Source organism: Propionibacterium sp. oral taxon 192 str. F0372 (assembly GCF_000413315.1).
Lineage (GTDB): Bacteria > Actinomycetota > Actinomycetes > Propionibacteriales > Propionibacteriaceae > Brooklawnia.
This window is the reverse complement of sequence record NZ_KE340297.1, coordinates 1572691-1585045: the sequence shown is the minus strand read 5'-3', so window position 1 is coordinate 1585045 and position 12355 is coordinate 1572691. Positions and strand designations below refer to the sequence as shown.

General features: G+C 61.7%; 11 protein-coding genes. 3 read left to right on the top strand and 8 right to left on the bottom strand.

Annotated elements, in window-relative coordinates; genetic code table 11:
* Positions 1-3 precede the first annotated feature (3 nt).
* Genes HMPREF1531_RS07430 through rsmI form a run of 5 tightly spaced genes read right to left on the bottom strand, consistent with a single transcriptional unit; the run spans position 4 to position 4000 of the window.
* Complete coding sequence (locus HMPREF1531_RS07430; protein WP_016669321.1) at positions 4-495, bottom strand: MarR family winged helix-turn-helix transcriptional regulator; 492 nt, start codon at positions 493-495, stop codon at positions 4-6.
* Positions 492-1427 carry a 4-(cytidine 5'-diphospho)-2-C-methyl-D-erythritol kinase gene (locus HMPREF1531_RS07425; protein WP_016669320.1) on the bottom strand — a complete coding sequence of 312 codons (936 nt, stop codon included), beginning with the start codon at positions 1425-1427 and terminating at the stop codon, positions 492-494. The genes HMPREF1531_RS07430 and HMPREF1531_RS07425 overlap by 4 nt, the downstream gene beginning before the upstream one ends.
* Positions 1427-2275 (bottom strand): 16S rRNA (adenine(1518)-N(6)/adenine(1519)-N(6))-dimethyltransferase RsmA, encoded by an 849-nt coding sequence (gene rsmA, locus HMPREF1531_RS07420; RefSeq protein ID WP_016669319.1) that lies wholly within the window; start codon positions 2273-2275, stop codon positions 1427-1429. Before rsmA ends, HMPREF1531_RS07425 begins: the two co-directional genes overlap by 1 nt.
* A complete protein-coding gene (locus HMPREF1531_RS07415; RefSeq protein ID WP_016669318.1) occupies positions 2272-3141 on the bottom strand; it encodes a TatD family hydrolase in 870 nt (289 codons plus the stop codon). The genes rsmA and HMPREF1531_RS07415 overlap by 4 nt, the downstream gene beginning before the upstream one ends.
* Positions 3134-4000, bottom strand: a complete 867-nt coding sequence (rsmI, locus tag HMPREF1531_RS07410; RefSeq protein WP_016669317.1) for a 16S rRNA (cytidine(1402)-2'-O)-methyltransferase — start codon at positions 3998-4000, stop codon at positions 3134-3136. The genes HMPREF1531_RS07415 and rsmI overlap by 8 nt, the downstream gene beginning before the upstream one ends.
* A gap of 519 nt (positions 4001-4519) precedes the next feature.
* Between rsmI and HMPREF1531_RS07405 the strand changes: the two genes are divergently transcribed.
* The 3 genes from HMPREF1531_RS07405 to HMPREF1531_RS07395 all read left to right on the top strand — a co-directional run bounded on the left by HMPREF1531_RS07405 (position 4520) and on the right by HMPREF1531_RS07395 (position 8738).
* On the top strand, positions 4520-6079 hold the full coding sequence (locus HMPREF1531_RS07405) for a dolichyl-phosphate-mannose--protein mannosyltransferase (RefSeq protein WP_036898684.1): 1560 nt from the start codon (positions 4520-4522) through the stop codon (positions 6077-6079).
* Positions 6080-6341: 262 nt separating this feature from the next.
* Positions 6342-7154 carry an ATP-binding cassette domain-containing protein gene (locus HMPREF1531_RS07400; protein ID WP_084669289.1) on the top strand — a complete coding sequence of 271 codons (813 nt, stop codon included), beginning with the start codon at positions 6342-6344 and terminating at the stop codon, positions 7152-7154.
* A 120-nt stretch (positions 7155-7274) separates the two neighbouring features.
* Complete coding sequence (locus tag HMPREF1531_RS07395; protein WP_016669313.1) at positions 7275-8738, top strand: uracil-xanthine permease family protein; 1464 nt, start codon at positions 7275-7277, stop codon at positions 8736-8738.
* A gap of 563 nt (positions 8739-9301) precedes the next feature.
* Here HMPREF1531_RS07395 and HMPREF1531_RS07390 read toward each other — a convergent pair.
* From HMPREF1531_RS07390 to HMPREF1531_RS07380, 3 genes are read right to left on the bottom strand one after another with little or no spacing between them, the layout of a single operon-like run.
* On the bottom strand, positions 9302-9979 hold the full coding sequence (locus HMPREF1531_RS07390) for a TlpA family protein disulfide reductase (protein WP_016669312.1): 678 nt from the start codon (positions 9977-9979) through the stop codon (positions 9302-9304).
* The gene (ccsB, locus tag HMPREF1531_RS07385) at positions 9972-10895 is read right to left on the bottom strand and encodes a c-type cytochrome biogenesis protein CcsB (protein WP_016669311.1); all 924 of its coding nucleotides are present in this window, start codon (positions 10893-10895) and stop codon (positions 9972-9974) included. The genes HMPREF1531_RS07390 and ccsB overlap by 8 nt, the downstream gene beginning before the upstream one ends.
* Complete coding sequence (locus tag HMPREF1531_RS07380; RefSeq protein ID WP_016669310.1) at positions 10885-12354, bottom strand: cytochrome c biogenesis protein ResB; 1470 nt, start codon at positions 12352-12354, stop codon at positions 10885-10887. Before HMPREF1531_RS07380 ends, ccsB begins: the two co-directional genes overlap by 11 nt.
* Position 12355 lies beyond the last annotated feature (1 nt).

Sequence of the window (12355 nt, the reverse complement as noted above, 5' to 3'; positions counted from 1 at the left end):
GCTTCAGCCCACGCTGAGCAGCAGTGCGCGCAGCAGACCAGCCAACTGGTGGCACTGCTGGTCGTCGAGGGCGACGCTGAGTTTCCGTTCGGCATCAACCAGTCGGGTCAGCGCCTCATCGGCTGCAGCCAACCCGGCTAAGGTGAGTTCCACCAAAGCTCCGCGACCGTCGTCGGGATGCGCCAGACGCTTCACCAACCCCTTGTCCGAGAGGCGTTGGATGCGGTTGGTCATGGTGCCGGAGGTCACATGAGTATCGGCCGTCAGCTGACTAGGAGTCAGCCGGTAAGGACGTCCGGCGCGACGTAGGGCAGCCAGGACATCAAATTCCCACAAGGCTAGTCCCTGCTGCGCGAAAGCCCGCGAACGGGCGTCGTCTTGAACCTGAGCCAACCGGGCGATCCGGGACCACACCTGCATGGGTTGGGTATCCAGGCCCGGACGGACCCCGTCCCAACCTGCGATGATCTCGTCGACCTCGTCGCGATCGCTCATCCGGCAACCACCGAACGAACGACACTGGGTCCTACTACTGGCCCCCGCGCGGGGATGGCATCACGAATACCTTCGTGCTCCGGCAACTTCTCGGCCAGGAGGTTCGCGCTCTGCTCGTCGGTGCACAAGAAAGCCACCGTCGGCCCGGAACCGCAAAGAACCGAAGCCAGCACCCCCTCAGCACTCACCGCCAAGGTAGCGGCGAGTGCGGGACGCAAAGCCACGGCGGCTGCGCACAGGTCGTTGCGCAGTGCCGCTGCGCAACGATTGACGTCCCCGCTAGTGAGAGCTTCAAGTGAGCCGGCATCGAGGTGTACGTCGGGTGTCAGTTCCCCGGCCTCGGCCAGTTGGTCGAAACTCCGGTACACCTGTGGAGTGGACAGACCCTCCTCGGCAAGTGCGAACACCCAGTTGAGTTCCCCGTCGGCCGACAGCGGGGTGAGTTTCTCACCTCTCCCGGTACCCACCGCATTTCCACCGAGAATCGCGAAGGGAACATCCGAACCGATCTCGGTCCCCAGTTCCCGCAACTCGTCGACGCTGAGTTCAAGATCCCATATCTCGTTGCAACCCAGCAGAGCCGCGGCAGCGTCCCCGGACCCACCGGCCATTCCACCAGCGATTGGTATCGCTTTGTCGATGGTGAGATTGGCACCCATCTCGGGACGACCGCGACGTTCACGTAACAGAAGTGCGGCGCGCACGGCCAGATTCTGCTCGTCGGTCGGCAACTGAGTGCTACCCAGCCCACTCATCGTCAGGATGATCTGACCGTCGGTACGGGCGACGGCGGTCAACTCGTCGTATACCGAGACCGCTTGGAAGACCGAGGTGAGGTCATGAAAGCCATCCACACGGCGTGGCCCCACTGCCAAGGCAAGGTTGATCTTTGCCGGGACCTGGACCCGGACGACTTCGTGAAATTTCACCATCACAAACTATCTCCTGCCTGCTCCGCGATCCGCACGAAGTCCTTGATGTCCAGTACCTCACCCCTGACTGTGGGGTCAACGCCCGCAGCAGCGATCGCATCGGATGCCCGAACGGAGGATCCGAAGATCGGTGCAAGCGCGGCCCGCAGCATCTTGCGTCGTTGGGCAAAGGCCGCGTCAATGAGGGAAAAAACCTGCTGCCTGGATACAGTGGTGATGGGTGGTTCGCGCCGGGTCAGCGAAACAAGCCCGGAATCGACGTTGGGTACTGGCCAGAACACAGTGGGTGGCACAATACCCACCCTGGCTGCCTCGGCGAACCAAGCCAGTTTAACCGACGGCACCCCATAGACCTTGGAACCGGGGGCGGCCACCAGCCTGTCAGCCACTTCGAGTTGCACCATGACCAGGCCCTTGGTCCAAGTACCGAAGGCCTCGAAGAGATGGATCAGCACAGGCACCGAGACGTTGTAGGGCAGATTTGCCACCACGGCGGTGGGTGGTGGGCCGGGCAATTCATTCACCTGCAACGCATCGGCATTGACCACCCGAAGTTGTTTGGCGTTGTCAGGTTGTAGTTCTGCGACGGTGTGGGGCAACAGCTGGGCACAAGATTCCTCAATCTCAATGGCGGTGACCTCCGCCCCGGTCTCCAACAGGCCGAGGGTGAGTGAACCGAGCCCAGGTCCGACCTCAAGCACAACGTCGCCGACACCGATCCCGGAGCGAGTGACGATCCGTCGTACCGTGTTGGCGTCGATAACATAGTTCTGGCCACGTTGCTTGGCGGGGCGCAGATCAATAGAGGCAGCCAACTGCCGCACCTTCGTCGGGTCGAGAAGTGTCATCTGCCACCTTCCGTGATTCCCCAGCTCCCACCCAGGGCCTGTTCCGCATTGGCCCTCAGCTGGTGACATAGATCAGCGAGCTCGACGCCACGGAACTCGGCAATGAACCGTATGGTGTGTGGGATGAGGTAAGAGGCGTTCTTCTTTCCCCGCAGCGGCACCGGGGTGAGGAAGGGGGCATCGGTCTCGACAAGGATCCGGTCCAGCGGGGTGATTGCCAGGGCATCGCGCATCGGCTGATTCGCTTTGTAAGTGATGTTTCCGGCGAAACTGAGCCACGTCTCGTGAGCCAGCACACGCCGGGCATATGGTTCGTCGGCGGAGTAGCAGTGGAAGATGGTGCGTTCACACCAGCCGACCTCGTCGAGGATGTCGGCGATGTCGTCGTGGGCGTCGCGGTCGTGGATCATCAGTGTGCGGTCGTGGGCCTTGGCGATGGCGATGTGGCGGCGGAAGGATTCGTGTTGCACCCCCTGCAGGGCCGGATCCTTGGTGCGGAAGTAGTCCAGGCCGGTCTCCCCCACGGCACGCACTGCCGGATCGGCAGCCAACTCGTCGATCACCTCCCAAGCGGCTTCATGGTCTGCGGGGGACATCCGGGCAATATCATTGGGGTGGATGGCTATCGCGGCTGCCACCTGCCGGTGAGTCGTGGCGCAGTTCACCGCGAAGCGGGAGCTCTCAACGTCGCAGCCCACGGTGACCACCCGGTTGACGCCGACCGAAGCAGCCAACGCGAGGGCGTCGTCGGGGGCCAAGCCGGTGTATTCGGTGGTGGTGTCCAGGTGGGTGTGAGCGTCGACGGTTGAGGTAGGCAGCGTTTCTGGTCGTGGTGGCAGGCCCAACTCGGCGATCAAGTCATCCATCCTCGTGTTCCTCCCGCTTAGCCAGAGCCTGCTCATAGAGGTCTTTACGACGCATGCCCGTGGCGGTGGCCACCTGGGCGACGGCCGCAGAGAACCTGACACCGTCAGCGACCAGTTCTCGCACCCGGGCCAAGGCGCCGTCGATGTCGACGACGCGGGCAGGGGCCCCTTGAACAACGACGGTAATCTCACCCCGGGCGTGGTCGGTGGCCCAGCTCACGAGGTCACCAAGACCACCGCGGACCACCTCTTCGTTGGGTTTGGTGATCTCCCGGCAAACTGCGCAGCGACGGTCGACACCGAATATCTCGGCGGCGTCAGTCAGGAAATCAGCAAGCCGGTGAGGGGCCTCAAAAAAGACCATGGTGCGAGTCTCGGCGGTAAGTGCCCCCAATCGACGTCGCCGTTCACCTGCCTTACGGGGCAGGAAACCTTCAAAACAAAAACGGTTGACGGGCAACCCGGAGATCGTAAGAGCGGTCAGCACGGCAGAAGGCCCGGGCACCGAAGTGACCCTTATTCCGCCCTCAATGGCAGCGGCCACCAGCCGGTAGCCGGGGTCGGAAACCGATGGCATTCCCGCATCGGTGACAACAACGACTCGCGCCCCGGCCAGCATCTCCTCCATCAGCCCGGTGGTACGGGAGGCCTCATTGCCCTCAAAATAGGACACCGACCGTGCCGACGTGGTCACACCCAGGCGTTGCAGCAGAGTACGCAGCACTCGGGTGTCCTCCGCAGCGATGATGTCGGCCTCGGCGAGAGTTTCACGCAAGGCTGGCGAAGCATCGCGGAAATCCCCGATGGGAGTGCCTGCCAGGATTAGGCATCCTCCCGGCTCGATCTGGGCTCTGCTCACATCTGTGAAGGGTACTTGGCTGCTCGGGTCCGAGGCGAGTTACGGGTCGGCGACGCGAGGTCACTGGCACCGGCCACGAGCCTGGTTCCTGGCCAGCGAGCTCCTATCCGGAGCAGATATTGGACCACCCACAACATTGGGTAGCGATATCTTCAAGCCCACGCTATCACTGGAGGTGTGCTGTGCCATTGTGACCGGGTACCCCCTGCCACAAGCACTCAAAAGGTCACACCCGTGAGCGAAAGGAACCCAGCAGCGGCACTGCACCGGCGGGCCACACATTTCCACAGAACCCCGGTTGCGGCACAAGCACCTCGGCAACAGGAAACGTCTCCCACCGAAGATGATCGGGAAGGCGCCTAGGATTGCCGGGTGAGCTTTGCGTTTCTGGACAAGTCGGCACCGACACGCAACCCGTCGGCCAACCGACAACACCGTTCGCTGCTCACCCGCCAATGGGACCGCATCGTCGCGGCTTGGTCCACCAAGGGAAAACCAGCCCGCGCCCTTGATCCGCTAATGCCGACGATCGAGCGGCTGGACGATTCCTACCTGCTACGCACCGATCGCTGGCGTTCCTGGCTGGTCACTCTGCTGATCGGCGCTTTCGCCTTCCTCATCCGGCTGCGCAATCTGGGTTTCCCGAACTACTTGGTCTTTGACGAAACCTATTACGCGAAGGATGCCTACGGACTGCTGCGCCGCGGCTACGAGGTGAGCTGGCCCGACAACGCGAACGACCAGATCAAGAATGGCGTGGTCGATGTCTTCAAGAACGATCCGGCCTTCATCGTCCACCCCCAACTAGGGAAATGGCTGATCGCCATCGGCGAGCACGTTTTCGGGATGAACGCCTTCGGTTGGCGCTTCATGTCATTGGTGTTCGGCACCTTGCTCGTCATAGCAACGATCCGGCTTGCCCGGCGCCTGTCTCGCTCCACCCTGATCGGCGCCCTGGCTGGCTTCTTCCTGGCCGTCGACGGATTGAGCTTCATGATGAGCAGGATCGCCCTGCTAGACATCTTCGAGGCAGCCTTCACTGTCATGGCCGTGACCGCGGTGGTCGCCGACCGGGACTGGGTACGCCGGAAATTAGCCGACCATCTGTGCACCAAACAGCTCACCGACCTCGGTGGGCAATTCGGGCCGCTGCTGTTGTTCCGTCCTTGGCTGTGGACTTCAGGCCTGTTGTTCGGCGCCGCCATCGCCTGCAAATGGAACGCCATGTACGTGCTTGCAGTTATGGGTGTGGCTGCGGTGGTGTACGAGTTGCGATCACGCATCACCGCAGGCGCGGATGCCAGCGCCTGGCGAGCATTGTTCGTCTCCGGGCCGTTGGCCTTTCTCGCCATGGTGGTGACCTCGGTACTGGTTTACGTCGCCAGTTGGTGGTCGTGGTTGACCACCAACGACGGATGGAGCCGCAACTGGGGAGCCGAGCATCCCAACGACCCGGTGGTCAAGGTATTCGGGCAGGCTCTAGGCTCCTTGTGGCATTACCATCAAGAAATCTACAATTTTCACACTGGGCAATGGATCGCCGACCAGTCACACATCTACCAGTCGCATCCCTTCCAGTGGCTGGTCATGGGGCGGGTGATCGGCATCGACGCAGTCAATGGGCTCCCGGCCAACACCGAAGGATGCACCGCACAAGCCGGGGACTCCTGCCTTCGGGTGATCTCCGGAATGGGTACACCATTCTTGTGGTGGTTTGCCCTGGCTGCGGTCATCGCGGGCTTCGCCTACTGGTGGTTCGGGCGCGATCAGCGTTTCGCTTTCCCGCTGCTGGCGGCTTCGGCCACCTGGCTGATGTGGCTGCCCAATGCCGAACGTCCGTTGTTCTTTTTCTACGCAATCATGCTGATCCCCTTCAACGCCACGGTACTGGCGATGGTCTGTGGGAAGATCCTCGGCCCCGCCGATGGCGGGCGAAGACGGCGCATCGGTGCCATCACCGTCGGGACGATGGTGCTGATCATCGTCGCGAATTTCTGGTTCATCTACCCGATCCTCACCGACCAGTTGATGACTAGAACCGCCTGGAGCTTGCGGATGTGGTTCAAATCGTGGATCTGAGAAAGCGACAAGTGAGGCTTTCTGCCGTCGTCTGACAAGGTGACCGTATCCCAAGAATTCAGGGACGACTTCGATCTCATCGCCACGGCCGCCGACACACGAAACAGCATGCACCGTGGCTCACCCCAGTCCAGCTCTTCGTCCCCCAGCACAGGCAGGTCCCAATCCCGGGATGCCCGAACCCACGTGTAGAATCCTGTCCGGAGACGTTCGGGAGAAGATTTCAGTGAGATTCTGACGCTGTCCCGCAACCGTGAAGCCTATGCCAAGCCGGATCGCCCGCCGTCCCCGCGGAATCATCTCCCGTCGTGGGTTGCGGGCGACCGGCTCGTCGCGCGCCCCAGAAAGGTCGCGCATGAATCGGTCGAGTTCTCCAGCGATGTCACCCCTGTTCGAGCTTCGCGGTGTGCGCGTCGGTTTCCCCAGGCGCCCGTCAGTTCGCGGACGTACCCACCCATTGGCCTGCCTCACGATGAACGCCAGCACTGGGCAGATGATCGGAATCGTCGGCGGCCCTGGTGCAGGCAAGACCCTGCTCGCCCAGGCCATCACCGGTTTACTTCCCGACCACGCCGTCCGGGAAGGTCCGGTGTTGCTCGACGGCGCACCCGCCCCCGGTCGTCTCGGCACAGATCTCGCTCTGGTGGCCGGCCCGAAGAGCACCGATGCTTTCAACACGCACCGGGGCATTGTCTTCTCCCCCACTCGGGACAGCCGACGGGAACGCTCCCGATTGTGCTCCATGACGATTGCCCCACGATCCCACACCCCGGCCAGCGACGGGCTGCGGATCATCGGTTCACTGGCTCGGGCCCGGCTCGTGGTGGCCGACGAACCAGACCCCACCGGTGATCCTGGCTCGGTACGTCAGACCATGGTACGGCTACGTCGAATTGCGGACGAGGGTCGATGCGTGCTGGTGCTGTCCCGGGGCTGCGGGGAACTCCGGCAATTCGCCGACCGTATGATCATGCTGCGCGACGGTATCTTGGCCGCTGCCCTGCCGAGTCAGGAATTCGTGATCGGTCTCCCCAGGTGCACCGAAGTTCCCCGCCAGACCCACCTCATCCGGTAAACCTGCGACGCAATGGACTGCACCGAACCACGGCTTCACAGCCTTGATCAGCAACCCATCGCGTCCGAGGCAGGAGAACCCAAGACAAAGCCGTAGACTCCTGCGTCGGAGGGGAAGTACATGGCGATCTGGAAACTGCATAACAACGGGGTTCTCGAACCGGGCGCGGTGGTGGCGCCCACCGAACGACTGGGTTGGGGAAAGACCATCGGGCTGGGTGCCCAGCACGTGGTGGCGATGTTCGGGGCAACCTTCGTCTTCCCGCTGCTGATGGGGCTCAACCCGCAGTTGGCGGTGATGATGTCCGGCGTGGCGACGATCATATTTCTGTTCGTTGTCAAGCATCGCGTCCCCTCCTATCTAGGATCATCCGCATCTTTCGTCGGAGTGGCCACCGCGATCTACGCGGCAGGCGGCAAACCCGACGCAGTCTCCGGGGCAATGTTCTGGTGCGGGGTCGGCCTGTTGCTCACCGGCGTGGTCATCCACTTCATGGGGTCGGGAATCATCCACCGGATGCTGCCACCGGCGGTCACCGGGGCCGTCGTCATGTTGATCGGATTCAACCTGGCACCGGTCGTCGCCAAAACCTACTGGCCCCAGGACCAGTGGATCGCCCTGATCGTTATGCTCATCATCATCGCCTTGTCCGTCGGACTACGCGGCTTCGGCGGGCGCATCGCCATCTTCCTATCGCTGATCATCGGCTATGTGCTCAGCTGGGTCGCCGACCTGATCTTCGGTCCGGTTACCCGGACCGCTGCCGACGGCACGGTTTCCCAGGTGATGCGCGTCGACTGGACAGCGGTCGAGAAGGCTGACTGGATCGGTTTTCCACCGGTCACCGACCTAGCCAACTGGACCTACGGAGCCACCGGCAATGTCGTGGGCTTCCACCTACCCGATTTCTCCTTGGCGTACGCGCTCATCGCTATCCCGGTTCTCATCGCCCTCATCGCGGAGAACACCGGCCACGTGAAAGCCGTCGCCGAGATGACTGGTGACGACCTCGATTCCTACATGGGTCGGGCCATCAGCGCCGACGGCATCACTTCCATGCTGGCCACCGCGGTGGGCACCGGGCCGACGACCACCTACGCCGAAAACATCGGTGTCATGGCCGCCACCCGTGTCTACTCGACCGCCGCCTACACCGTCGCAGCCATCGTGGCAATCGGTTTCGGGTTCTCCCCCAAATTCGGCGCCATTATCTCGGCCACCCCAGGCGGGGTGCTGGGCGGCATTTGTGTGGTGCTCTACGGCATGATCGGACTGCTCGGCGCAAAGATCTGGAAGGAGAACCGGATCGACTTCGGCAACCCGGTCAATCTGGTCCCCCTAGCCGCAGGCATCATCATCGGCATCGGCGATGTCTCTTTGGTCTTCTCCGAGAAGTTCACCTTGGGGGGCATCGCTTTGGGCACCATCGTCACCGTCGCCGCCTATCACATCGCCCACACCATCGCCCCGGCGAAGATGCGTGAGGCCGCCGATGGTGCAGTAATCATCGTCGACGCCCCGGGTGCCTACGAGACCGGCTCTATCCCTGCCGCTCGGCGGCATCACCCAAAGCAACAGCGCTGAGCCCAGCAGCGCGACCGATCACCTCCCATCAGTGGGCACCGGAAGATCACAGTTGGCAGGATGCTAGTCAGCGAGTCTTCCCATTGCCCTGTCAGCTGCCAACTACGATTCACCCGGCTTTTCGCAGATGCGTTTTGCAATGAACCCATAACTGCCATTTCACACTGCTCGCACATCATGTGTTCTTTCCACTACGATCCTGAACTTCAGTGAGCCTGTCGATGGCTTTCCAGACCACCCATGAGATCGGAAGTCGCCCCGGCTACTGTTCCCAAGCAGCTGCTACCCACCAGCCTCAAGCAGTGAGCTGACAATCCGGACATCCTCGACATCTATCAGCTGTGCCACGGCGTCGATGATCCACGGTGGCGATGGCCACCAGCGGGATCATCAAGCAGACGATCACCCGAGACAAATTCGTCGTGCCGACGACCTCCAGAACCGGCTCGGATCGATTTTCCTTGCCGAAAGGCAATTCATACCGACACACGGTGCAGAGATTTGCTGCGGCGCATCGCTGACTAGTAGGAAACTCTTCCTCTGGCGCGATTCAACACAACGGTTCAGCCACCCACCACGTCGTTGATCGAGGCATCCATGGCCGACGGGCTGAGCAGCCCAACACGGGTCTCATGTACCACGCCCCCGGCGTCGATGAAGAAATGAGACGGGACGCCCATGACACCGTAGGCCGCAGCGATCGACTCGGAGCCGTCGGCCACCTGGGTGAACTTGTTCCCGACCCGGTCGGAATAGGACTTCACCGTCTGGGGCGATTCACCGACGTATACCGACACCAGCTGGATGTCATCGCCATGGACGGCGACCGCCTTCTGGACATCGGGCATCTCGGTACGGCATCCCGTACACCAACTGGCAATGAACATCACCCACACCGGTTTGCCGCGCATCGCCTGCAGATCGACTTGGTTGCCCTCCAGATCGGTGGCGATGAAGGTCGGCGCGAGGTCCCCGACGACGGGTGCTGCCTGAGCCCCGTCGATGTTGACCTGGGTGACCGCAGCGGTCTCGGCCTGTTCTTCGGCAGCATTCTTCGGCTTGATTACCCACCACACCGCGATGATCACGGCAAAAGCAGTGACCGCCAGCACGGCGATCTGCCCGAATTTGGAATTGCGCACCCCCGAGCGCCATGCAGGTTCCTCCGCCGGGGTTCCGGGACGGGTGGCCGGTACGTCGGATGGTTCAAGGAACTCGGCTATCTCGTCTTGATCAGGCATATGCGTGCAGCCCTCCGAAGAACAAGTTGCCGAGGTAGGTGAACACCACGGCAGCGAAACCAAGGACCAGCAGCCAAGCAGATTTGCTGCCCCGCCAGTTGCGGGTGACCCGCGCGTGCAAGTAGGCACCGTAGATCAACCACGTGACCAACGCAGCGGTCTCCTTCGGATCCCAGCCCCAGTAGCGGCCCCAGGCGACATTCCCCCAGATCGATCCCAAGATGAGCATCATCGTCAGCATCGGGAAGGTGACGACTGTCGCCTTATAACCAAGATCGTCCAGGATCTCCTGGCGCGGCCAGCCCTTCCATGAGATGTGTGGGGCCAGCAGGTACATGACCGCAGCAGCGAAGGACACCACTGCGGCACCGTAGCCGATGGAAGCTGTGATCACATGCAAGGTGAGCAGCGGCGAGTTCTGCAAGGCCGGCATCAGCGGACTCGGTTCGTAGGACAACGTCGAGGCATAGACGAGCATCGCCAAGATGATGGGCAGCACGATGATCGACATCATCCGCACTCGGTAGCGGGCCTCGAAGTACACCTGAGCAAGAATCATCCCCCAAGCAAAGGCGATGGCGAATTCATAGTGGTTGGAGAACGGCGCATGCCCAGTGGTAATCATCCGCGCGATCATTGAAACGGTCAGCAGGACCAACGCCAGCTGGGTCGACTTGGTGGCCCACCAGGTAATGGTGAAGCGTCGCACCGGAGTGTGCCGGATACCTCCAGTCACGGTGACGGTCTGATCGCCCACACCGGTGCTGACGACGACGGTTCCCGCTGATTCTGCCGTCGCGACGACGGAGTTACGCGACATCCTGGCCGCGAAGACCGCACCCAGGTAGGCGATGGTGGCCAGCGTGACCAAGGCCGTCGTGACAAGCAACAGCGCCTGAGAAAATTCAAGAAGCATTGTTGGTCCTCTCCTCAATGTGCGCCATCTTGCCACTGGTTCTCATGATCATGCCAGTGAAAAATCGGGTGAAACCGGAATCCTGCCTGTCGGGTGACCCCAACCGCACTAAGGTACCCTCATCGCATCCGCTGACCCGCACCCACATCCGGTGGTGGCGGAAGAACATCGTCATGCAGGTGCCGATGACCAGCAGCAGGAATCCAGACCATACGATCGGGGTCCCCGGGTCCTTTTTCACGATCATCCCGGTGAATTGCTGCTCACGCTCGAAAGTAAAGGTGTGGTCTCCAACCGTCGTCGGAGTACCCACATCGAGCACCGCCTTCCCGATCGGTTCGTTGTTGGCGGTGCCATAGATCTCCACACGCACCTGACCAGGCTCAATACCGGTACCGGTCTGCCCGGAAGCCGAACCGATGACGTATATCGTTTGGTCTCCCAGAGTGGTTCGCCCGTAGGTGAGGGTCTTGTCCGGAGTAGCCCATTCGAGAGCCACCCCATTGTGGAAGACCTCGGCTCCCGAGGAATCGTCGATCTTCATCACCGCAGCCACCCCGAAATAGGCTTGATGAAACATCACTCCGTGGTAGGACAGCGGGGAGTTGACCCGCACCTGCTGCTGGGCTACCTGTTCGCCGTTGTCGCTGACCCGCAAGTCAGCAACGTAGTCCTTCGGGGAACCGTTGTCGTAGTAGGAGTCCTGGAAGGCGGTGGCCTCGGCCACCAGATTTGTGCCGTTGCCAACCTCCCTGGGGAAACCGATGGTCAGGGTGAACTGCTCGTTGCGGAACCCAGACAAGGCCGATACGACGAAACCCGCCATGATCGTCACGAAGGCAGCGTGGGCGAACGCGGTGCCGAAGGGCGCCCAGTAGTTGCGATCCATGTAGGCATTGAGTCCTGGCCCCCGATCGTCGACAACGACCCTCATCCGGTGTTTGCGGGCGTCAGCGCACAAGATCTCGAAGGCCGCCTCTGGGCTGGCCGAGGTGGTGAAGGTGGAACGTAGCCGGGCCCGGTCGAAGAAAGCTGCGGTCACCCTGGTGTGAGGATGCTTGGCGGCCTGCCACAACACTGGTAGCCGATGCACCGTGCAAGCAACGATCGATGCGGCCAACAGAGCCATCACGACGAGGAACGGGATCGAGGAGAACATCGTGAAGAAGCCAATGGCATTCAGGATGTCAGTCCATCCCCCAAAGGTGGGGCGAACCGATTCAATCCATGAAGCCATGGACTCCGCGTCAGCCCGCGCAGATGAGGGCATCTGGGGGAAAAGCACACCAAACAGCGACAACAGCCCTGCGGCCAGGATCAACACCAGCCCAACCACTTTGTTGTGAAGGAAGGCATAGATATGACCGAAGACCATTCCGGGAGTCAGCGCGGCTTGGTCGTCGAGCCCGTCGATAGCACCGGGAGTCGGTTCCGGCGTGGTTAAGGTGTCATCGCTCATC